General features: G+C 40.5%; 23 protein-coding genes and 1 pseudogene. 2 read left to right on the forward strand and 22 right to left on the reverse strand.

Features of this window, described 5'->3' with window-relative positions:
* Positions 1-118: 118 nt before the first annotated feature.
* The 17 genes and pseudogenes from ACIQXH_RS05705 to ACIQXH_RS05785 all read right to left on the reverse strand — a co-directional run bounded on the left by ACIQXH_RS05705 (position 119) and on the right by ACIQXH_RS05785 (position 11,592).
* On the reverse strand, positions 119-451 hold the full coding sequence (locus ACIQXH_RS05705; protein WP_402957428.1) for a DUF5658 family protein: 333 nt from the start codon (positions 449-451) through the stop codon (positions 119-121).
* Positions 452-584: 133 nt separating this feature from the next.
* Complete coding sequence (locus ACIQXH_RS05710; RefSeq protein WP_402957426.1) at positions 585-926, reverse strand: hypothetical protein; 342 nt, start codon at positions 924-926, stop codon at positions 585-587.
* 198 nt (positions 927-1,124) lie between these two features.
* The gene (locus ACIQXH_RS05715) at positions 1,125-1,679 is read right to left on the reverse strand and encodes a hypothetical protein (protein WP_403080202.1); all 555 of its coding nucleotides are present in this window, start codon (positions 1,677-1,679) and stop codon (positions 1,125-1,127) included.
* A 681-nt stretch (positions 1,680-2,360) separates the two neighbouring features.
* Positions 2,361-2,795: a hypothetical protein gene (locus ACIQXH_RS05720; RefSeq protein WP_403080200.1), complete on the reverse strand. Its 435-nt coding sequence runs from the start codon at positions 2,793-2,795 to the stop codon at positions 2,361-2,363.
* A 121-nt stretch (positions 2,796-2,916) separates the two neighbouring features.
* Complete coding sequence (locus ACIQXH_RS05725) at positions 2,917-3,645, reverse strand: MOSC domain-containing protein (protein ID WP_402873270.1); 729 nt, start codon at positions 3,643-3,645, stop codon at positions 2,917-2,919.
* Positions 3,646-3,973: 328 nt separating this feature from the next.
* The gene (locus ACIQXH_RS05730) at positions 3,974-4,126 is read right to left on the reverse strand and encodes an FbpB family small basic protein (RefSeq protein ID WP_403122555.1); all 153 of its coding nucleotides are present in this window, start codon (positions 4,124-4,126) and stop codon (positions 3,974-3,976) included.
* Positions 4,127-4,129: 3 nt separating this feature from the next.
* Positions 4,130-4,285 (reverse strand): Fur-regulated basic protein FbpA, encoded by a 156-nt coding sequence (locus tag ACIQXH_RS05735; RefSeq protein ID WP_402873264.1) that lies wholly within the window; start codon positions 4,283-4,285, stop codon positions 4,130-4,132.
* Positions 4,286-4,985: 700 nt separating this feature from the next.
* Entirely contained in the window at positions 4,986-5,546 is a 561-nt protein-coding gene (locus tag ACIQXH_RS05740) for a DNA/RNA non-specific endonuclease (protein ID WP_402873261.1), read from the reverse strand.
* Positions 5,547-5,747: 201 nt separating this feature from the next.
* On the reverse strand, positions 5,748-6,053 hold the full coding sequence (locus ACIQXH_RS05745; protein WP_402873258.1) for a contact-dependent growth inhibition system immunity protein: 306 nt from the start codon (positions 6,051-6,053) through the stop codon (positions 5,748-5,750).
* A 20-nt stretch (positions 6,054-6,073) separates the two neighbouring features.
* On the reverse strand, positions 6,074-6,733 hold the full coding sequence (locus ACIQXH_RS05750; RefSeq protein WP_403122557.1) for an RNase A-like domain-containing protein: 660 nt from the start codon (positions 6,731-6,733) through the stop codon (positions 6,074-6,076).
* Between the two features lie 235 nt (positions 6,734-6,968).
* Positions 6,969-7,113 (reverse strand): annotated as a pseudogene (locus ACIQXH_RS05755) (DUF6985 domain-containing protein); the annotation flags it as partial.
* Positions 7,114-7,142: 29 nt separating this feature from the next.
* Positions 7,143-7,739, reverse strand: coding sequence for an immunity protein Imm33 domain-containing protein (locus tag ACIQXH_RS05760; RefSeq protein ID WP_402876156.1), 597 nt, complete (start codon positions 7,737-7,739; stop codon positions 7,143-7,145).
* Complete coding sequence (locus ACIQXH_RS05765) at positions 7,739-8,191, reverse strand: hypothetical protein (protein ID WP_402987068.1); 453 nt, start codon at positions 8,189-8,191, stop codon at positions 7,739-7,741. Before ACIQXH_RS05765 ends, ACIQXH_RS05760 begins: the two co-directional genes overlap by 1 nt.
* A 207-nt stretch (positions 8,192-8,398) precedes the next feature.
* Positions 8,399-8,887 (reverse strand): antitoxin YezG family protein, encoded by a 489-nt coding sequence (locus ACIQXH_RS05770; protein ID WP_402876146.1) that lies wholly within the window; start codon positions 8,885-8,887, stop codon positions 8,399-8,401.
* A gap of 6 nt (positions 8,888-8,893) precedes the next feature.
* Positions 8,894-10,879: a T7SS effector LXG polymorphic toxin gene (locus tag ACIQXH_RS05775; RefSeq protein WP_403122560.1), complete on the reverse strand. Its 1,986-nt coding sequence runs from the start codon at positions 10,877-10,879 to the stop codon at positions 8,894-8,896.
* Positions 10,876-11,163, reverse strand: coding sequence for a YwqI/YxiC family protein (locus ACIQXH_RS05780; RefSeq protein WP_403122563.1), 288 nt, complete (start codon positions 11,161-11,163; stop codon positions 10,876-10,878). Before ACIQXH_RS05780 ends, ACIQXH_RS05775 begins: the two co-directional genes overlap by 4 nt.
* Positions 11,164-11,592 (reverse strand): YwqH-like family protein, encoded by a 429-nt coding sequence (locus ACIQXH_RS05785; RefSeq protein ID WP_403122566.1) that lies wholly within the window; start codon positions 11,590-11,592, stop codon positions 11,164-11,166.
* Between the two features lie 359 nt (positions 11,593-11,951).
* On the opposite strand from ACIQXH_RS05785, the gene ACIQXH_RS05790 reads away from it, so the two are divergent.
* Complete coding sequence (locus tag ACIQXH_RS05790; protein ID WP_403122569.1) at positions 11,952-13,313, forward strand: cytochrome P450; 1,362 nt, start codon at positions 11,952-11,954, stop codon at positions 13,311-13,313.
* 326 nt (positions 13,314-13,639) lie between these two features.
* Here the strand turns inward: ACIQXH_RS05790 and argH are convergent, their stop codons facing one another.
* From argH to ACIQXH_RS05815, 5 genes are read right to left on the reverse strand one after another with little or no spacing between them, the layout of a single operon-like run.
* Positions 13,640-15,130, reverse strand: coding sequence for an argininosuccinate lyase (gene argH, locus ACIQXH_RS05795; protein ID WP_402874266.1), 1,491 nt, complete (start codon positions 15,128-15,130; stop codon positions 13,640-13,642).
* A 13-nt stretch (positions 15,131-15,143) separates the two neighbouring features.
* Positions 15,144-16,835, reverse strand: coding sequence for an ABC transporter permease (locus ACIQXH_RS05800; RefSeq protein WP_402874264.1), 1,692 nt, complete (start codon positions 16,833-16,835; stop codon positions 15,144-15,146).
* Complete coding sequence (locus ACIQXH_RS05805; protein WP_403122573.1) at positions 16,832-17,947, reverse strand: ABC transporter ATP-binding protein; 1,116 nt, start codon at positions 17,945-17,947, stop codon at positions 16,832-16,834. Before ACIQXH_RS05805 ends, ACIQXH_RS05800 begins: the two co-directional genes overlap by 4 nt.
* Positions 17,948-17,960: 13 nt before the next feature.
* Positions 17,961-19,043 (reverse strand): extracellular solute-binding protein, encoded by a 1,083-nt coding sequence (locus tag ACIQXH_RS05810; protein WP_403122637.1) that lies wholly within the window; start codon positions 19,041-19,043, stop codon positions 17,961-17,963.
* Positions 19,043-20,251: an ROK family transcriptional regulator gene (locus ACIQXH_RS05815; RefSeq protein ID WP_403122578.1), complete on the reverse strand. Its 1,209-nt coding sequence runs from the start codon at positions 20,249-20,251 to the stop codon at positions 19,043-19,045. Before ACIQXH_RS05815 ends, ACIQXH_RS05810 begins: the two co-directional genes overlap by 1 nt.
* Before the next feature lie 330 nt (positions 20,252-20,581).
* Here ACIQXH_RS05815 and ACIQXH_RS05820 point away from each other — a divergent pair, with 330 nt between their 5' ends.
* Positions 20,582-23,089 (forward strand): NEW3 domain-containing protein, encoded by a 2,508-nt coding sequence (locus ACIQXH_RS05820; protein WP_403122581.1) that lies wholly within the window; start codon positions 20,582-20,584, stop codon positions 23,087-23,089.
* Positions 23,090-23,095 lie beyond the last annotated feature (6 nt).

A 23,095-nucleotide genomic window follows, 5' to 3' on the forward strand; every position in this document is an offset into this window, starting at 1 on the left:
TAATTGTCTTAACGGGCAATTATTCGTTTTTTTTGTTTGTTTTGTTTTTATCGGTCGATTCTTGGTATTTATCGGTCAATTCACATGATATATCGGTCAATTCCGGCTTTTTATCAGTCTAACTGCCTTTCATCACCAGTAACATCCAGAAGAAATGGTATACCGTGACGGCGGCATACGCGGCCAAACAAAGCAAGATTCCGCCATTCACCACTTTTCTACGTTTTAACTGCGGATAGATCCACAAAAGAAGCAAAGGAAGGAACAGTTTGCATCCGTAGAAGAAGGAGCGATTCCAATGATACACTTCTTTCATGAGGGGGTTCAGTTCTCTTATGTATCCTGCCTGGATGCCAAAATCGGTTACCACAGCATCGAACAGACATAGCACGAAAATCCATACGAGCATATTCTTCATCTTCTCTTTCGAAATCCTTGCTTCATCCACCATGATCTCCTCCTACCACTATCTTTTCAAAAGTACGAATGGAACATACCTTATCAAGAAGGAACAGTAAAGATGCCAGACAAATTGTTCTTAGTAAAGAACAGTCAATCCACACTCCCTTAAAGGAGCATGTTGATCAGGGAGTATCCATACAGGTCGTTTTGGATGGAAAAAATACAATTCTATAGTTTCCATCCAGCTCTTCTTTGATTTTTTCCGTTAATCGTAATCCCTTTTCATTATGTTCTTTTTCAAGAGTCATTCCGTCTGGAAGCATGATATCCGTTTCCCAATCTATCCAGTCTCCATACTCTCTCACCCAATCTGATAGCTCCTTTTTCAGTTCATCTGAAATGGGGACTTCATCTAAATCCAGGTTACATCCACAGAGATGGCACCATATCGGATCTGCGCCGGTATCTGCTTCCAATTTCAGAATGGACGGTTTCCGTCGTGCACATAAGCAATCCAGCTTCACTTATCCCCCTTTGGTTCTAAATTGGACGGGTTATCCACATAAGAACCAAGGATGAACCCGCAATTCGAACAATAATGAGAGGTGATCTTGGACGGCTTATTCTTTAAATGATCATAGGAGAACATTTGAACAAATTTGAACCCTGTCCCAAGTATCCCTTTCTTAATCGAGTATGAGTTACATTTCGGGCATTGATCCTCACTCAACTTTTTTCACTCTCCCTTCATCTATTTCTTCCACATTTTCTTCGGTTCCGTCTTCTTTGACCGCTTTCACTTTTACGTCCTTAATATCGCTAATGGCGTACCAGAATCTTTTCCCCTTCTCCACTTCGATGATTTCAGCAGGTTCATCTCCTGCAAACATATGTGAAATGGAGTCATCGGTAAGCGTCCCTGAGTATATGTAGGGTTCTTCGTTCATCGCAGACCATTGGACTGGATCGTTAAATTCTGCGCCTCTTGTTTGCTTCCACTCCCACTTCCCATTTTCTTTTTCTAAATAGGCAATAAAGATTTGGTCTCCATTTGGATTATGCTCCGTAAAAATGGCGATAGCATCATCATGTTGGTTCATTGTATGGACTTTTGTATATACGAGAGAATAGGCATAATCAAATTCATCCCCATACTCATCCTTCGTTTTTTCCATTTCGGTGTGAAAAAAATCCTCGAATGAAGGTTCTTCCGACTTTGAACAGCCAATTAGAAAGAGTAAGCACAGCATGCCCACAACTAGAATTCTGCTTTTCAATTTTGTTCCTCCTCTATGTAAGTAAAAAAGTCGGTTATTTAATAATTTTACCATTAATGGGATTTTTGTGGCTCATTTTTACAAACCGAGCAAACATACTATTAACGAACCTACAGAAGCTGAGGAAGAAGATGAGAAGAACATGTTAATCAATAGAACAAAAAAATAAGCTTGGTTCTCTAGCTCCAAGCTCATTTTTCACATGGCATATAGGTGTACCTTTTTCGTAAGCGTTATTACATTTAATTCATTAAAAAATTTTCCATATAATAAACTCCTTGGGCACATACAAAGCCTAAAATTATATGTCTAGATTTAGGACCATCTTCCTCCAAGACCCTCAATCTACTCATTAAAATAAGCAAGATCGACACCATGATAATCATTAGTGAAAAAAGATGCGTATTATGAAATGTAATGGCTTTAGCATTTAAAAGTATCAACATGATTAAAAAGTAATAAAAAGCTGGTTTAAACTTCATCTTTTTCCTTCTTTCCAATTCCCCTTAAGCTACTAGTTAGATAACTAGCCAACCGTGCTAATTATAGCTGAGAAATCGTTCCAAAGGGTAGGAATTCAACCATGCTAGGTGATAATTCGACCACACAACGTAAATAATTCAACCACAGATTCCATTTATTCAACCGCCCAACGCGATAATTCAACCACTCACCTAAACATCATTTATAAAACATGGAATCTCGCTTCACTCCGAACAGGCTGGTGAATAGTGTCAAACCAGCTACGACCGGTATGATCCTGAAGCTATCTCTTGTAAGCAGCCAATATGGGTCGGGAAAATAGGCTGCGCTTGGAAGAAAGGTGTACACGATTGGTACGTATAAGGATAGAATCAGACATGGAAGGGTGACGCAGATAAAAAGAGGCATATGAAGCTTGAATGTCCATCCCTTCACGAAAAGCAGGGACACGTATAGACCAAACACAAGGGGGACCATGCTATCGAACCAGAAAAGTGGCTCGATGATAAAAGTGGCTTCAACTTTCTTCTGAATGGTCAATCCAAGGGTATAACTGACAACAAGCAGGACAAATAACCCCGCCAACCAAAGTAATTTCACCACATAAGTAAACCAAGTAGGATAAGGACGCATCTAAACAACTCCCCGCATAAGTCACCTTTATTTTACCATTTTTACCAATATTGTAATGTGTTAATTGGAGATAAAACCAAATAACACTGCCTTTTATCATTAGTAGGCAGTGTTCCTATTTTCAGTCTAGAAGGAATACTTCATCTCCGACCCCTATTTCCCCTGTTCGAGTGACAGAGGCATACACGCCAAAATGGTTATCACAATTCTTTTGGACCGCTTTTTGCAAAGTGGGGTCCCGTTTTGCATCGTCCGGATTCACCGTGATGATCATGCACCTTTCACAGGGCCTTCTCAATTCGATTTCCACATCCCGGCCTATTTTCATCCGTTTTCCGAACCAGGTTTGTTCAATGAATGGGATTTTATCGGTTAACGAGATGACGAAGTTGGGCCGAAACCGTCGGTGATCGAGATGGTCTTTCCCCCATATCATTTGTAATTCGTTCAGGGACGCATCCGTCACCAGTTGAATAGGCTCCGCCTCTATCGCTCCCAATGGTACATGGGTAGGCGAATATTCAATGAAGGATATCTTCCGTTTCGATTCCATTTCCATGTCCCTAAGTAAATCCTCATCACCCCAAGCCATGACCTTTCCTTCCGGTGAGGTAATTTCAACTGTCGGATAGGCAACCATCGACTCTTCCCCGACAAATCGCGCTTGATATTGAACCATTTTCTGGTGTTGAGTGATGGTCAAAAATTTACCTGGCCTGCTTTCATCCAAAAACGCATGACTGCGATCCCCATATACCCCGTACTGCATGACATTCGTTTTTTGGACGCTCTCCCCACGAAACGATTTAACAGGGTGCCGCACGATTTCCTTGATATGACCGACTAACATGGTATCCCTCCTACGTACTGTCCATTGATATTCTGCCATAATGCCTGGATGTGATGGGAGCACGTGACAAAAAAGAACGGACTCTACACATGAGTAGAACCCGTTCCTTTTTTATATGCTTTCATTATTCCTTTTAGAACCATTACTATGTCCCTATCGTAAATACAAGGGGTGAACCGGATGCAGCTGCTGCAGAAGCGCCATTTTTCATGACACTGTTTGTTTTGATTTGGACATCAACTATCAAAATCAGAAATATGGTGTCTAGCATATGAAAAACCGAAACATAGACTGTTATCGGTTTCCTTATATATGTGAGCAAAGGATATCATGACGAGTGTACTTGTCGATCGCTTTTTACCTCGCCCGTTGCCTTTTGGTCAATTTTGATATATATTCGCTCCAATTCACGTTTGTCTTGAAGCAAAGTATTTCGGTTTTCTTTAAGCAGTTGATTAAATGACTTTGTTCTTCTAGGCATTCTTCATTCACCTCTTAGCTGATTGAATTCTTTTTGAAGTACAATAACTGGTAACTCATATAATTGTTTATCGTTTTTCTTGAAAATGCCGAATTTCAATAGTTCTTGGATAAGCTGATCTTTGATGGCTTCTCCCTTTTTATCTATTTGGGTTCTCATGAAAACCCTCCTTCATAAATAAACAGACTCTCTCCTAGGTTGGGATACATCATATTCGATTGAACGGAAAAATCTCCACTTTCTCTTCCCCATATAAGAGCATGATCTGCAAAATCTTCGCATTTCTTTACTTGATTATATGTAGTAGGTTCATGATGGACTTTAAGAATCCAATCACAATTTATGACCACAGCATTCTTTCATTTTTTCTAAAAAAATCTGTATCGCGTCACAAGGATTTCTATAACCCAAATCGCCCGAACTCAAACATATAATCTTCATTTCGCGCAAGATTTACTCGATTGCTTCATAAGGGCATTCCTCTTTATTCCATGTATATACACCGATAAAGGGTCAAATCAAACTCCTTTAAAGTATCTACTTCTCCGGTATCCAGCCTCTCCGTATATACTTTCAGCCTACAGTTGTCAGGCAATTCTTCATAATTACGGCCATATTCTCGGTAGTACCGGATAAAAAACCGATAAGTACCTTCTTCCTCTCACCTTCCTAATTGAGAACTTTTTTCACTATACCTTCACTATAAATGAAAATGATTCTCAATGTCAATTATATATATTCGACTGATTCAATAGAGGGGGAAGTTTACTTCATAAGTCATTTGGTGAAAGGCTCTAGTGGCCACCAGGTACCCAAAACCACCACGGTTTGTATGTTAACCGCATTGGCAAAATAGTCATCATCTTCTTGTTCCTCTATTGTTCGACTCGTTCATTGCAACTATGTTATCAATAAGCGGAGACCCATTAAATTGCGTACCAATTAAATGTCCGCCATGATCTCCTTGAGTACTAGGAGCTTTAACTCTATCTTCCCCCCCAGCAGCTAACTGATGTTTAGTATTACGCTCTCCCATCTCTAAAGTTAATTCTCCGGAAACTCTCTTAATTCTTCCTAAATCATCTGTTTGATATAAATATCCATTCGTTTCATATTGTACATTAGGTTTCAATTTGAATTCTTCTAAAAAATGACTACCATATTTAGTTACAGCAACAGCCTTACTACCCTCACCCTTCGCCGTAATCTTCTGCGCAAGATCCTTTACCGACGTCTTATCCACACCAATAACTTTATAAGTATTTCCAGTCGTATCGGCTACTGTCCTAACCTTAACCCCAATTGGCACTTCCACTTTCCCGATGGCCTTGCTCATATCCTTGATTGAGCCTTGGACTTTCTGGACTTTATTTTGCACAAATTCCTTGCTGTAGGGGATGAACTTTGTCCCGTTTGCCATTTTGTCTGCGACCTTCGTGCTCGCGGCTATTCGTTCGGCATTAAAAGTTTAGGAAGATCGAATGGATATGATAATGAGACTTTTTTTATTTGCGCCCACTTTTCGTACATAAATTAATTTATAAAGAGTTCTCTTTCGATATAGAAAATCCCGAACAACTAGGCACTTTTTTATTAGTGTCCGTTATCCGGGATATAGTTGTTATTTTTCTTTAACAGCTTCTTTTATTTGTTCAATTACTTGATAGAGCCACTGAAGTGGTTGTAAATCAAGAGCAGGAAAGTATACACCATCTGCACAACTTTGAATATATTCATTCTTTTGAATATCTGAATACTTACTACTTCTAATAAAATCTGTTAAAAAGACAATAGCAGATTCTAGATATTCTATACTTTCTTCTGTTAATAATTCTTGTAATGCCACTTCTGAAGAATCAATATCTTGATGAAAAGTTCCGGCCAAGAACTGAAAAACTGATTCTTCTAGTTTGTTAGAAGACAACATAACATCTCACCTCTTGAGTATTAATTTGGATAGCCAGTTAAAATGTAATTTCCTTCTCCATCCTTTTTCAAAATAATTCTAGCATTTGACATATTTTCAACAGTGGTAGAACCTCTTTTTACTCCACGCCCAATAACTTCGGTTCCTTCATAAGTCAAAACTAAGTTTGACTTACTTTGTGAATTACTCATCCAAGATTTAATCGCATTTTTGTTATTAATTTCGCTTAAGGCTGTACTAACAACTTTCTCAGCAATAGCCCTATCTTTAAAAGTAGAAGACCCATTAATTCTAGGATTATTCTTTATTCTCTCTAATAACTCTTCATCAGTTTTTCCAACATGTCTTTCAATCAAATGCCTACCTTTTACCTCATGTGCAGCCAATCCTCCACCAGGTGCAAGAGAACTCTTTTCTCCTGATTTACCATTCCCCGTACCCTTACTACCTTCACTCTTCGCCGTTATCTTCTGCGCAAGATCCTTTATCGTCGTCTTATCCACACCAATAGCTTTATAAGTATTTCCAGTCGTATCGGCTACTGTCCTAACATTAACTCCAGTTGGCACTTCCACTTTCCCGAGGGACTTGCCCATATCTTTGATTGTGCCTTGGGCTTTCTGGACTTTATTATGTACATATTCTTTGCTGTAGGGGATGAATTTCGTCCCGTTTGCCATTTTGTCTGCGGCCTTGGCTGCCCGCCTACGAACTCATTACATCTATCTTCTTTACGGCAAAAAGACCTTAACTGATATTAAGGTCTTACATTCTCTTTCTGGCTCATCAAAAATCTATTCTTATTCTCCAAAAACTTTATGATTAATATTTTCAAATATTAATACAATATATCTCCAATATTAAATCTGCTGTTTTGCTGTTACTCATAGAAATTTCACCTAACAACTAGTGAATTTAAATTGCGACATCTTGATACCCTACTTTTTACTTTTTCATTTATGAGACGAACCCCTAAACCAGTTTTATCATCCCACGTACAATCGAATGATACTCTTATATCACGTTCATCGCGAAGGAAATCATACGGAACAGAGATACCTTTTCGTATATAAAATCTATATGGAGCCTTTAAAAAACATCTACATCGTTTTCGTTTAATACTGCTTTTATTTCATTACCTTCAAAAACAACCATATAGTCATTTGGTAAAGCAAGCACTTGAATGATTTCTGGTTTAATTTTTAGTAGTTGATAAGCATATAGAGCATACAACTCCGTGTTATTATTATCTTCTACAGGACCTATATACCAACCTGAATCTCCTTTTTCTACATCTCCATTTCTTTGTAAATATATTTTCTCGAGTTCTAGTACACCTTTAGAAAGTATGATTTTATCACTAAATTTTATTGATAAACCTTCGACATTTATCTTTCTCAAAAAATGACCTTGTTCTAGTTGTACCCACAATGCTAAAGTTAAATCTTCTGTTATATCTTCAAATGGATTTCTAGTATAATCAGGAGAAGTCAATATAAAACTCCCGGTTTCTCTCTCATGTAAATAAAAGACGGACCAACCTACTTGTAGAGAGAAACCATGAATTAATTTATTACGATCTACCTGTTCTAATATAGCAAACAAAGTTTCTACTTGAGGTTCTAATTCTTTTTCGGCAGTCACTATAATGATTTTACCCATAATAATCTTTTCAAATTTGTTCATTACTTCAACCTCTCTTCTATAGCTACTTTTAGAGCTTCTCTAGCTTGTTCCTCTTTTTCTATCATTTCCATTCTAACATTAACAGGAACCTCTCCCATCTTAGAATGCCCTTTCCATTCAGCCCAACTATGAGCCCCCTTAGATGCATTCGAAGATTTTCCAAGACCAACAAAATTATCTTTTAGATTTAGAATTTCTATTTGTTGTTCTCGAGTTAACCCACTGAATCCATCCATTTCAGTTATTTCTTTCATTGAAACAATATGGTCTGCTTCAAACTTATCAACTTCATACCCGTATACTGGGTCTACTTTAGGACCATCTGGATTAACCATTTTTCTTATTTCGTTACTTGGTGTCTTTTTCCTCAAATTTTTATATTCACCTTTTGTAATACCCTTACTACCTTCACCCTTCGCCGTAATCTTCTGCGCAAGATCCTTTATCGGCATCTTATCAACCGAGATATGTTTGTAAGTATTTCGTATCCGGTACTTCCCTAACTCTAAACAGGCATACAATTACAATTAATTGTATGCCTGTTTGAATCGATAGTAGAACTTATAAGCATTTCATCATCTCAAGCTAATTTTCTTGCAATTAATTTCTTTTTTAAATTCTGCCATTTCTCTTCCTGATGTATTACTATCCTTCTCTAATTAAATCGGATTATCTGGAAATTCATTATGGTACTTCTCGATTAATGCTTTATAATTTTCATCATTTGGCACCTCATCTAAGTATTTATTTTTCCAAATAATCATTTGGTCACTAAAACTATATTCAGTATCGAACCAATTTGTATAATCATAATGCATTTTAAATTTCCCACTATTCTCAAGAGACATTGTAAAAGAGTACCAAAGCTCTTGCTGATTATTTTTAAAGATATTCCTTAGTTCATCGCACAACTCAAACAGCTTTCGTTTATTCTTTTTGAATTCTTCTTTATCAATAGAATAGTTAAATGGAATTTCCACACTATAATTAAAAAATTCTTTATTTTCAGGAGTATTATAAAAAAAATAAGTTCCTCCACCGGTTTCTGATATCTGTGAATAAAAATAAAATTTATCCCATTCTTCTGGAATCATTTCATTAACTGTTTCTGCTATTTCTCTATATAATTTATTCATTTCTTTTTCCACTTTCAATCAACTCCCAGCACTATTTCTAATCGTTTTCTCAAATATCCCTTTTCCTTCAATTTCATATAATATCTCAAAGTAACTTGGTCTTAGTGACTCTCCTGAATAAATTGGCTCAATTTTTACAGATACTTTTTTCGGTGGAATTTCTTTCAAAGCAGTTGCCCACTCATTCTCCATTTTATACCACTCTCCACCCGAGCGATTAATTTGTCTATTTTGAGCTACTAAATTGTCAATATCCCCAGAGCCATGAAATTGGGTTCCAATCAAGTGCCCACCATCATCATCCATTAACCTATCTTCCCGGCCTGCTGCCACTTGCATTCCCGGATTTCGTGTACCTTTTTGAAGTATCAATCCTTCTGCCTCAACATCTACTATTCTACCAATTTCATCTGTTGTATATTTATAACCATCCTCTGTAACATAGCGTACGTTGGGCGCAAGTTCTTTCCTTCCATTTTTCCCTTTGATAATTTGCTTCCCAAGATCCTTCTCTTTTATTTCAGTTATCTTACCAATATTACCCGTACCCTTACTACCTTCACCCTTCGCCGTTATCTTCTGCGCAAGATCCTTTATCGTCGTCTTATCAACCGAGATATTTTTGTAAGTATTTCCAGTTGTATCCGCGACTGTCCTAACCTTAACTCCAGTTGGCACTTCCACTTTCCCGATGGCCTTGCCCATATCCTTGATCGAGTCTTGGGCTTTCTGGACTTGATTTTGCACAAATTCCTTGCTGTAGGGGATGAACTTTGTCCCGTTTGCCATTTTGTCTGCGACCTTCGCTGCCCCGGCAACTCCGGCGATACCAAGGGCGTTCATCAGGCTGTTTTGGCGCTGTTCATCCGTGAGTTCGTTTCCAAACATGTCCTTGCCGGTCATGGCTTCGCCGAGTCCGTTGGCGGCGGTTAATCCATATAATCCGTATTCGGTTTGCTTGAGGACATCCAGCCCTTTACTAGATTTATAGGCGTCCAATGCATGGTCTGCAGCGTTGAGTCCCTTCACGGTTTTGTAGACGGCACTTCCACCCTTAATCGCACGCCCAGCCCAGCCGACGATGGGGATGAATCCGGCCGCGGCCATCGCGCCCGCGGCGATTCGTTCGGCTTCGGAGAGTTCACGGCCTGTTACGGGATCGACCCCCGTTGTCGCTCTTACTGAATCATAATACCCCGTGATTTCCCCTGTAAAGGTTTTTGTCGTGTCCCAGGCTTTTTCATACCATGGGCGGTTCTCGAGTTCTTCCATTTCCTGTTCGAGTTTCCGCGCTTCCTCTTCTTGCTTCTTGAAGTCCCGGTATCCTTGCATATTCTCGGCCACTTCATCCTTCACTTGATAAGCTTGGCTCGCTTGAAAGGCACTTTGGTTGAAGTTCATCGGGGAAACGGTACCATCCTGACTGGTGGCTTCAAGTAAGGCCTGGAAAAGGCTAATGGCTACACTTTCCTGGGCTTCGGTCACTTGGTATTCTTCTACTAATTTATTATCTACTTCGTGCACTTTCTTGATGGTATCGTTCTTTTCTTTTTCGGCCTTTTCCATTTTCTCATGGAAATCTTCTTGTTTGAACACCGTAAGCGGAAGGATATCATCAATGTTTTGGAAAATCTTTTGGAGATCGGTGGACTGCTGGTTCACCATGGACTTGGCGTTAGAGAGACCGTGGGTCACTTCCCCCTCTAAAAACGGCACCTCGACCACGGTCTCACCGGATAAGTCGGCGTCTTCCAATATGGCCGGAATGCCTTTTAGAAAGCTGATCTGTGTCGCGAATAATTCGATCCAGGCATTGGCCACCTCTACTTGTGCTCGATAAAAGTTCTTGATGGCCGTCGCCCCGGCTCCGGCCAGCTCTTCATCCAAATCGACGATTCCCTGAAATTCCTTTTTCAGTGTCTCTACTTGCCCCTTCAGGTCTTCATATTGCTTGGCCCGTGACTTGACTGCTGAATTCAGAGGTTTGGCTTCGAAGATTGTCATAATGGCTGATACCCCTGTACATTATGGGTGATGGCCTCATCCTGCTCTTTCAGTAAATCCACGTTCGCCCGGGTGTCTTCCAGATTCTTTTTGACGATCGTCAGGTATTGATTGAAGGTCTTTTCCAGATTGGTCTCCCGTTCTTCCCATTTCGATGTGAAGCTCAGATCGTTATTGCCGAGCTGGTCGGCCGGCAGTGCTCCGATTGTCGTCCCATCCACGGCCGTTTTTACCTGGCTTACTTGTTTTGTCACGACTGCATGATTCAGTTTAATTGTCGTCATTTAAAACACCCACTTCTTTAAATCCGATACTTTACTTTCCACTTGGTCAAGGAATTCTTCCCCTTTACTCAACAGTTCGCTCGCTTCACGGGCAGCTTTTTCGGCGGCCGCCATCGCAGCTTTTTGAATCTCCAGGAAGGTGATTTTCTGTTCAATTTTCGCTTGATAGTCATCATACTCATCCTGAACGATTGTCAGCATGACCTTGTATGCACCACTTCTTGACTCGTTAAAATCCGTTGCACGATTACCAGTCCAACTTTTTCCTAACTCCGGTTTTTTTATTTCTTTGATTTCTATAAGACTTGCTTCCTGTTCATTGTTGATTTGTGTTTTCGCCAGCTTCAATCGGCTAATTTGCTCCTCTAAATTAGCTATTCCACTAGAAAAGGACGAGCTATAATCGCTTATTACATCTACAAGTCCCAAAAGGATCACCTCATCATTTGGTATCTGTTTTACCATTTGTCATATTTTTCATATTTTCTTATTATAAGGAATATAGTCCGAGAGATAAATAGGGATAAGTATGCTATTTATAGCTCCCGTTAGGAAAATGGATGCACTCATTCCATTTCAAGTTCCAGTCTTTTTACCCTTATTTTACCAATATTAAACAATTAGAGTTTAAAAAAAGTAATGAAGAGCCTATGATCGCGATTTTTAACGGTTTTCCTTCTATTAATATGTAAAAAACGCTAGCCCTCTCGCATACTTGTCCAAACCAATATGCGCAATCCACATAGAATGATTATAACTACTTATATAGAAAGGAATGAAACAAATCATTGTTGGATAAAGATGCTCATGATTCTCCCACTGGCCCAAAAGGGAAAATAATAACTGGTCATACAAAGGAGTTTCAATCAGACACAATTGGTTTTCTTACACGGCTAGCTAAAGAATATGGGGACGTTGCAAAACTTCGGTTGGGGCCTTTCCAAAACGTTTACCTCATTTCAGATCCGGATTTAATTAAACAAATCCTTGTAACCAAACAAAAGTCGTTTTTGAAATCAAAAGACTTCGATAGCTTAAAGCCGCTCATTGGAGAAGGGCTCATTACGAGTGATAAAGATTTTCACATGCGCCAGAGAAGGCTTATTCAACCATCTTTCAAAAAGACCCATATTAGCAATTACGCACAAGATATGATTGATATAACCAAGGAATATATCTCAACCTGGAAAAACGGGGAAGAAAGAATAATCACCGAGGACACGATGAGCCTTGCTCTTGGTATAGTCAGCAAGACCATGTTCAGCACGGAACTCAAAGATGGATATAACCTGATTGGGGAGCCGATAGATGAAGTGATGAAGGTTGCTGTCAAAAGAATGAGGAATCTCTTTCAATTGCCTCTATGGATTCCAACAAAAAGCAACCGGGAATATAAAAAGGTGCTCGAACGACTGGATACCGTGATATATAGCATAATTGAAGGACGTAGAGAAGATGCAAAGAGTCATGAAGATATGTTGGGAATCCTGATGGAAGCCCGAGATGAAGTGGATGGTTTAGGGATGTCAGATCAGCAAGTACGCGATGAAGTAATGACGATCTTCCTTGCCGGTCACGATACGACCGCTACCTTACTTTCCTGGACATTCTACTTACTATCGCAGAATCCTGAAGTGGAAGCTAAGCTTTTCCATGAAATAGATACCGTAATCGGAAACCGCACCCCCACTCCTGATGATTTCATGAAATTATCCTACACGCAGAATATTGTCTGGGAATCGCTTCGCATCTATCCACCACTCTACGTCATATCACGGAAAGCTGCAGAAGATGTGTCCATCGGAAACTACCATTTCAAAAAAGGCGATATGTTTTTGTTAAGTTCCTATGTGATGCATCATAATCCAGAGTATTTCGATCAACCCGATTCTTTTATACCTGAGCGGTTTGAAAACAACTATTTGAAAACCATCCCTCCATTCGCTTACTTTCCATTTGGTGGTGGCCCGAGGGTGTGCATCGGCAATCACTTTGCTGTGATGGAAGCCGTGCTGGTCCTAGCCTCCATTGCCCAGCAATATCGAATCAAGCTCGCACCTGACCATCATGAAGTAAAACCCCTGCCCTTGCTTACACTCAGACCAAAGAGTGGATTGAGGATGATCGTGGAGGAAAGAAATAATGGATAAGGAAAGGTCATGTCAACGACAGTTGGATACCATTGTCGGTGATATGACCTTTCGTTTGGACTGCTCCTTATATGAGGACACTTCTGGATTGTTCGTTTTTTGTCGAAAAATCGATATATTGCCGATATCCACAGATAAAAGTTCGGTTTGCGTAGATAAATCGTAGAAACCGAAGATAAAAGTCCGAGATGGGAAGATAAAACACATTATGGATTGAGACGAATTGTGTGCGGAAGAATTTTTACATAAAACGAGGGCGGGAACTCATGTTAAGATCATCAATGAATGGAAAGAGGCTGTGACAAGATGTCACAGCCTCTTTCCATTCAAAAACTAAATTCCATTAGCTTTCTATGTTTTTCATTTAATCTGGTTACGGTATGTTCATAGTCTTTGATTTTTTTAGATAATGATATCTTACGCTCGTTAATCATTCGTTTTACTTCCGATGGGCTGGGCCCTCCTTGGATGTTGCGGATCTCGACAAAGTATTCTGGAGAGATAATTTTTTTCCACTCAGCATCTGTCAGTCTTACTCCAACGAATTCTTTAATAATTTGATTAATCTCGTCTACTTTCCAGTCATAGAGCTCTTTTTGCTCTGCAATAGTTACCTTGGCGATATGGCTGGCGATCGAATGGGCTTTTCTAAATGAAACTCCATATTCCCTGGAAAGTGTGTCCGCAAGCTCGGTGATTGTAATACTCGATTTAGCGGCCATTTTCTTGGTATATTCGTCATTCACTTTCAATGTTGTAATGACCGCATACATTAGCTTAAACACTCGATTTGCATTGGTGAACGAACGATACAAATGCGGTTGCAGATCATCCTCGGTATCCACAATATCACCAAACGGCGTATTATGAATCATGTTCATTGCGGCAAGGGCATCCCCGTATGCGGAGCTTGCAATGGAACGAGAATGTTCAATCGACACCGGATTACGTTTTTGCGGCATAATGCTGCTCACCTGCACATAAGGATCTGCCACATAAAAGGTGCCAAATTCTCTTGTAACATGCTGAAGGAAATCTTGAATCCAGCGGCCGGTATCAACCATACACGTCATCAAGGCAGTCGCTGTTTCAAGCAGATAATCGGCCCCCCCGATTGCATCATAGGAATTCTCAACAATTCTATCAAACCCAAGTAAATCACATGTTCGATCCCGGTTGATTGGAAAGCCAGTCGTCGTCAGAGCTGCAGCACCAAGTGGAGATTGATTAACATTTTCATAGGCAGACCAGAGACGGCGGATGTCACGCTGTAAAACATCATAAATAGCGAGAAAGTAATGACCAAGCGTTGTCGGCTGTGCCGGTTGCGTATGTGTGTAGCCTGTAATATACGTGGCGTTGTGCTTTTCTGCTTGTGCCAAAATAGCTTCGCTTAGAGAATAGGCACTGCCAAGCAGCTGTATGAAATGATTACGCAGCACAAGGCGGTACATCGCAACCCCCATATCATTCCGGCTCCTGGCGATATGAATTTTGCCCGCCAACTCTGCACCAATTTCTTCACCAATCTTCGCTTCCATCATAAAAAACAAATCCTCAAACTGCGGTTCATAAAGCAGCATCCCTACATCCGTCTGCGCAACCTTATTAATTCCTTCCAACATCACTTTCGCTTCACCATCAGGAATGATCGCTTGTTCAGCAAGCATAATGACATGAGCCCGATGAATATCGAACATGACATGAAATAAGAAATCACGTTGATCATTAAAGACTGGCATGAGCAGTTCTTCGACATACGTTTTTCCAGGAAACGTCTGCCCTTCATTCTTTAAAAATTCATCTAGTTTATTCAATGTTTCAACCCCTTTATGTCAAAGATCGTTCAGCTTTCACTCCGAAGAATTTGTTTGAGATAAATAGGACGAGAGCAATTAAGGTAATTTGTATCATCCCATATGCAGCTGCCTGCCCCATATTAAACATCCGAAGTTGATTCATAATTTCAATTGAAATTGGCCGATTCGAGAGGGTATACAATAAGACAGACGTTGGAAACTCACCCACAGATTCAACAAAGGCAAGCAAAGTACCTGATAATACGCCAGGCATAATAATCGGCAGAATCACTTTTCTGAATGTATAAAACCATTTTGCACCAAGACTTCTCGATGCTTCCTCAATCGAATCATCCAACTGCTCAAGCACCGCATTTGTCGAACGAACAACGAGCGGAATATGACGAATAAAATAAGCCAGAGGCAGAATCCAAAACGTGCCGACCAAAATCTGGCCAAAACTGAAAATACTTTTTTCATTAAAGGCGAATACCAAGTTCATCCCGATAACCGTCGCAGGCAATGCCCAAGGTATCATTACCAAGATATCAATGAAGCTTTTCCCGACGAATTTCCGTTTCACCAGTACATACGAAGCAATCACACCAAAAACCAAATTTCCTGCAGTCGCAATCACCGCAAGCAGCAAGCTGTTCTTTAACGGCTTGAAGATATTCGGGTCCTCAAACAACAGACGGAAATTTTCAAAGTTAAAAGTTGACGGGTACGTTTGCCAGGTCCATGTACCATCAGGTACCAATGACAGTAGTAAAATCGTAAAATGCGGCAGCAACAAAATAATGACTCCAATCACTCCAACTGTAGCCATTACCCATTTCATCACCGGGTTTCTCACTTCACTGCGATGCGCCCCTATTCCTTTAGAAGCCATTCGATAATCCTTACGATTTTGATACCAGCGCATCAAGAGTAAGAAACCAATCGAAACAACTGAGAGAATCACGGATTGAGTAGCGGCAATTTCCATATCCCCGTTAATTTTCGAGAAATAGATTTGTAAGCTCAATACCCGGTACCCACCTGCAAGAAGAAAAGGTGCACTAAACGACGCCATGGAAATCATGAATACCAGTAGTGAGGCACCAACAATTGCCGGTGTCATTAAAGGAAAAGTCACCTTCCAGAATACCTTTACCTTACTTGCACCCAGATTAGATGCAGCCTCTTCGAGAGAAGGATCAATCTTATTAATGGCCGCTGAGACCATCATATAAAAATACACATACATCGTATAAGCATGAACAATCAAGATTCCCGAAACGCCGCCAATCTGGAACGGTACTTTTTCAAGTCCAAATAAATCTTTAATCAAATTGGGAATAAGACCTGATTCACCATATAAAAACATAAAGGCCATTACGCCTACAAGTGACGGCAGTACAATCGGCATAATGGCTGCTGTCGCAAACAGCCCCCTCCCAGGAAATTGATACCTATTAAAAATGAGTGCGAGGGGAATTCCAATTAATCCACTGGCTAACACACTTAAGATGGATATATATACCGAGTTCCATAACGCTTCTAAATTTGTTTTGGATTCTTGGCTGAAGAAATCCTGATAATTTCCTAGCGTCAGGCCCCCATCACTTTGCAAACTTTCAAAAAAGGTCCGCAATGATGGATAAAGCACATATGCCACGAGTACCAGGACAACCGGAATCAAAAGCATAAACGTTAAACGATGCTCACGGTTTTTCATCATACGCCGTCACCACTCACAACCGGGAGTACCCGAATATGGGCTGGCGGCAGTTCAACCCACACATCATCCCCTAACTTAAAACCATTTGCACCCTGATTATTCAGCATATTTGCCTGCAGCAACACCTCATTCATCCGAACACTAACGTTAAACGTGGAACCAAAGAACTCAACCTTTTCAATACTTCCTTTAAAAACATTCTCACCGCCGATATCGCTTCTGTGAACAGTAATCGCTTCCGGGCGGATTGAGGTCACAAGTCCACTATCGCCAACCGTTAAATTCCCTATTACATTCAGTTGATTATTATGTACTGCGAGTTTCATTTCATTAGAGGATTCAGTTAACCCCACACTCAGTTCTTCCTGATTCATTGCTTCAATCCGTGCCGGCAATAAATTACTTTCACCAATAAAACTTGCAACAAAATCATTCACCGGCGCATTATAAATTTCGGATGGTGTTCCCACTTGATGACAAACACCATAATTAAAAACAGCAATACGATCGCTCATCGACAGAGCCTCTGCTTGGTCATGTGTGACATAGATGGTCGTGATTTTATACTCACGCTGGAGTCTAAGAATCTCACTTCTCATTTCATCACGAAGTTTTGCATCAAGATTACTTAACGGTTCATCCAGTAAAAGTATTTCCGGTTCAATTACGAGTGCCCGTGCTAATGCTACACGCTGTTGCTGCCCACCGCTCAACTGACTCACTTGACGATCAGAATACTTGTCCAGCCTTACCTTCTGAAGGACATCCTGTACCCGCTTTTTCAATTCAGCTCCAGGTATTTTCCTTACCCTGAGACCGAAAGCCGCATTTTCAAAGACCGTCATATGAGGAAAAAGGGCATAGTTTTGAAAAACCATGCCTGTATTTCGTTTCTCCGGAGGCACACGCGTCATATCCTTATCACCAAAGCGGACAACACCTTTCGTTGGATAATAGAATCCAGCAATCATCCGAAGCGTTGTCGTTTTCCCACATCCGCTTGGGCCAAGAAACGTAAAAAACTCCCCGTCTTTGATTTCCAGATTTAATTGATCCACTGCAATGGTCTTGCCGAACGCCTTTTGGACATTTTCTATTTTTATCGACGCCATACCATTCCACTTCCTATTCTTTAATTTCTTTATCTCCACTCTTGATGTTTTCGTCCCAATATTTCATCCACTCGTCGCTTTTTTCCTGAAAGACCTTCCAGTCAATATCCATGCTTTTGATTTCCGTATCAGTAATCCACTTCGGAAGATCGGTTACATCACTTCTCGTTGGAATCCGGTAGAACTCTTCAGCTAGAGTTTTTGCAGCCTCAGGTGAATTCACAAATTCATAAAATGCTTCAGCGGCTTTAGGATGAGGTGCATCTTTCACTACAGCAATTCCTTCTGTTAATACAGGCGTACCGCTTTCTGGAATCACAAAGTCAAACGGGTAGTTTTTATTTTCCATCAGCATGACAACATCTGGCATCGCCCAAACCGACAACGCACCTTCACCTTTGGCGACTTTGTTATACATCATTTCTGGATTGGCTGAATATTCCTTCGTATTTTTATCAAGCTTCGTTAACCATTCATATCCTTTTGTTGGATCATCACTATCTTTAAAATCACGGTAAATCATCGCCGAAAAAATGGTTCTCATTGTTCCAGAAGCAAGCGGGTAACGGATAATAATTTCATCCTTCCACTTTGGATCTAGTAGTTCATCCCAATCCTTTGGAACCTCCTCTACACTCAGTTCTTTGGTGTTGTACATGATTACTTCCGGTGTTTGACTAGTTCCTGACCAATTCCAGTCTGGATCGAAAAAGCTGTCATCCAGATTGGACGCATAACTTGGTTTATAAGGTGCTAATAACGTTTCATCCTTAGCTTGATCGAAGCTCGTTGATGGTGCCCCCCACCAGATATCAGCTTGGGGATTATTTTTCTCCGATCGTACCCGGTCGAGAATTTCCTGAGACCCCATATCGAGCCATTCTACATCTACCCCGCTGTATTTCTCTTCAAATTGTTTCTCGAATTTCGAAAGAATGTCCTTACCGTGCGGGGAATAGACAACGATTTTCTCCTCTAGCTTATCTTTTTTGTCTTCTGTTTTTCCCACTGTTTTTTCATCTGAATTACAGGCACCAAGCACCATTACAGCTGACAATGTCATAGCCGTCAATATCGATTTCTTTTTCATGTTCATCAATAAAAATCCCCCTCATATTGATAATGTAGTATACTGTCATGCTCATGCAAAAATAGTGAAACGGCTCCTAAGACGCCCGCATTTTCCCCCAGTTGTGAAGTTTTCAATGTGACTGTGCTTGGCAAATAATGCGTGATCATGCTTCGCAGCTTCGGCAAGATATAATCTGCGGATTTAAAAACACCACCTCCCAAAATGATCACTTCTGGATTGAGCAAGCTCGCTGCATTGATAATTCCATAAGTCAGATGCTCAATTACTTCTTCGATGACGGCTTGAGCCAGCTTGTCGCCATTTTTCGCTAATGAAAAAGCCTCCTCCCCTGTAAGTTCTTCATTCTGAGCTTGTTCGTAAAGAGGATGGTCGGGTTGTTTCTGAATGGCCTCTGTTAGGTTAAGGCCAATCGATTTCCCGCCAGCCACACTTTCTAAGTATCCATAACGTTGGAAAATGGGTCTAAATGAAGATTTCATATCATTTTTATTCGTCACCATATACCCAATCTCACCAGCCGCACTAGTTGCGCCACGGTACAGCTGATTATTAATAATAATGCCACTGCCAATTCCCGTTCCAACGGCAATAAATAAAACATTCTTCTTATTTTTCGCATTCCCAAGCCACTGCTCACCTAGTGCTGCCGCATTCACATCATTATCAATGTATATTGGAAAAGAAAAATAACGCTTTGCTTCTGTAAGAAAGGGATATTGAACCCAGTTCAAGCTCGGCGCATCAATGATGAGACCGCTCTTTGATTCAGTAATCCCTGGTATACCAACACCCATTCCAAGAATCTCATGCTTTTTAATATTGCTTCTCTGGATCATCTGTTCAATCTCAGAAGCAAGCTGACTGAGTAAGCCCGAGTGTAAGTAGCGGCTCGTCTTAAACTCACTTTCCGCGATAATCGCCCCTCTTAAATCACATAAAATCGTCTTAACCTTTGTCCCGCCAATATCTGCACCGAGGATATACCATGCTTTTGCATTGAAATACAGCTGTATCGGTTTTCGTCCTCCTTGTGAAGTAGACTCACCGTTTCCTTTCTCGATAACCCACTTTTCAGAGATCAGCTCATCAACCAGCAAAGATGCGGTAGGTTTTGATATCTGAACCTTTACTGCGATTTCTGCTCGTGAGATTGCTTCATGATCGTGGATACATTGAAGGACTCTCTTCTTATTCATCAATTTAAGATTCATAGGTGTTTTATTACTCCTCATCACATCACGGCCTTTAATTTGGTTAGTAAAATTTACTAATTAACTACAATATAAAATAGGTTCCAAAAAATTACAACTAATATTTTAAATATTCTAACTACTTTTAATTTATGCATAAGATATTCCGTTTATTTCATCCGTTACTCATTTACAATATTATCCTTATATGGTATTAAATTAAATAAGGGGTTATCTTTCGTTAGTTAGGAAGATTTACTAACCTGCTTAATATCAGCAACTTAAGGAGGAGGAAAAATCGGTAGTTAGAAAATTTTAAAAAAATGCTTAACAATTGAAAGGGGTGCACGAATGAAGAAGGTTTTCTTGATTATTTTCTCGATTTTGTTGGTTGTTACAATGGCTCCTATTTCCAGTCAGGCTAAGACTGACACACATGATGTTGATTTATGGAATGTTGTTAAACCGTTAGAGACGACGGTTACTTTTTTAAATTCCGGGGCTCATCCAGATGATGAAAGAAGCGATTTCCTAGCCTACCTCTCACGTGGTCTTGGGGTAAAGACATCAAGTTTAATTGCTAACCGTGGGGAAGGCGGACAAAATGAGATCGGTGATGAATTAAACGATGCCCTTGGAATCATCCGCACTCGTGAAATGATTGAAGCTGCGAAGATTAATGGCGTGAAAGCATACCACCTAAGCGAAACCACCTCTGATCCTATCTTCGACTTCGGCTTTTCCAAAACTCCCGAAGAAACACTGGCTAACTGGGGAGAAGAACTGACCTATGAACGATTGATTGCCTTTATCCGCACCTACCAACCCGATATCGTGATGCCTTCCTTCCGTGATGTTGACACACAGCATGGACATCATCGGACGATGGCCATTCTTACTGAACGTGCCTATAAGGATGCAGCTGATCCTAAGGTTTTTCCTGAACAATTGAAAAAAGGCTTATCTGTTTGGCAAATCAAAAAGCTATATCTTCCGGCTGAATCGGCTGCAACCGCCACAACTTCTATTGAAATCGGAATGTTTGATCCAATCTACAACATGACGTACCCACAGCTTGGCGAACAATCACGCTACCTTCATAAAAGTCAGGGGATGGGCTCAGATATCCCGGCCGCTCCTAGGCAAACCCACCTTGAATTAATCCATAGCATAGTCAAAGTAAAGAACAACAATGACCTTTTTGCAGGCGTCCCTTATAACCTGACTGAATGGGCTCAAACGCTGCCTTACAGTGAATACTCAGTCAGAGCCAAGTTAAAATCATTGCAAAAAGAGCTGGATGGCATCGTTGCCGCCTACCCAAATTCCAACAGTGTCTATACAAAATCACAGAAAGCATTAAAAAATCTTACTACTTTAACTAAACTTACTAAAAAATCAAAACTCTCTAAATCCGTAAAGGCAGATTTGCTTCATAAGCTTTCCACAAAAGAAGAACAGCTTCAGCAAGTTAGCTTTGTATCCTCGGGACTTGAAGTAACAGCAAAAGCAGCAGCAAACGTTTGGACCAAAGGGGAAAAAACAACGGTTACGGTCAGCATGAAAAACACTGGCAAACAAACATTGAAAAAGGCGCAAGCCACACTAAAAATCCCAAATGGTTGGAAAGCGACTACCAAAACAAAGCCAACTAATTTAAAGCCAGGCAAATCCTTAGTTTATACGTATACACTGCAAATCCCAGCTAAGGCCCAAGATTATCACGCCTACGATGCTCCTGCGGTCACAGCTTCCATCAGTTATGAATCTGGCAGCACAAAAACCGTTCATATCGAAGAACTTGCAGGCACAACTGCAGTGCTTCCGGATGTTAGCTTGACTCTGTCTCCTGAAGATATTACCGTCAACACAGCAGATGTTCAAAAAGAAATCCCAGTCACACTAAAGGTAAAGAACTATAAACAAGGCAAAACGAAAGCATCAGTTAACTTAAAGGTGCCATCAGGCTGGAGTGTGACTCCGAAAAAGGCAGATGTTTCCTTCACAAAACATGCTGAAGAAAAAAGCGTGAAGTTCAAGCTCGTGCCCCCTTCTGATATTAAAGAAGGCAGCAAGAAAATTTCAGCAGAAGCCCACGTCAATGGAAAAGCATTCAGCTCGACTATTCAAGAAATACACTATGACCATATCGGTACCTTTTATTATCAATACCCGGCACAAGTTAACACCGTAGCGTTTGAGTTATTAAAGCCTGACAATCTAAAAATCGGCTACATTAGCAGCGGATTTGATAAAGTTGATGAGTACCTGACTAATGCAGGTCTTGACATTACAAACCTAAGCGAACGTGATCTCGCAACTGGCGATTTGAGTAAATACGATACGATTGTAACGGGAATTCGCGCCTATCTATCTAGACCTGATTTGAAGTCGAATAATAATCGCCTCATGAAGTATGTAGAAGACGGAGGGCATCTAGTTGTCCAATACCATAAGCCTTCTGACGGCTGGGATGCTAAGACTACCGCACCTTATGAACTTAAACTTGGTGATGTATCGATTAAATGGCGCGTAACCGATGAAAAGGCGAAAGTTACTGTTTTGAAGCCCGACTCTCCGTTGTTCAACTATCCGAACAAAATTACCAACAGCGACTGGGATAACTGGGTTCAGGAACGCGGCCTCTACTACCCAATGAAATGGGACGAACGCTTCGAAACCTTTGTCAGCATGGCTGACCCTAACGAAGCTCCATTTGATGGCGGTATCCTAATGACCAAACACGGAAAAGGCACCTATCTTTATACCAATCTAGTCTTCTACCGCCAAATCCAAAACCAAGTCCCAGGAGGATACCGAATCTTCACGAACCTACTCAGCTACGGCGTCAATAAATAAACCAAA

This window comes from Peribacillus sp. NPDC097225, assembly GCF_044761955.1.
Classification (GTDB): Bacteria; Bacillota; Bacilli; order Bacillales; family DSM-1321; genus Peribacillus.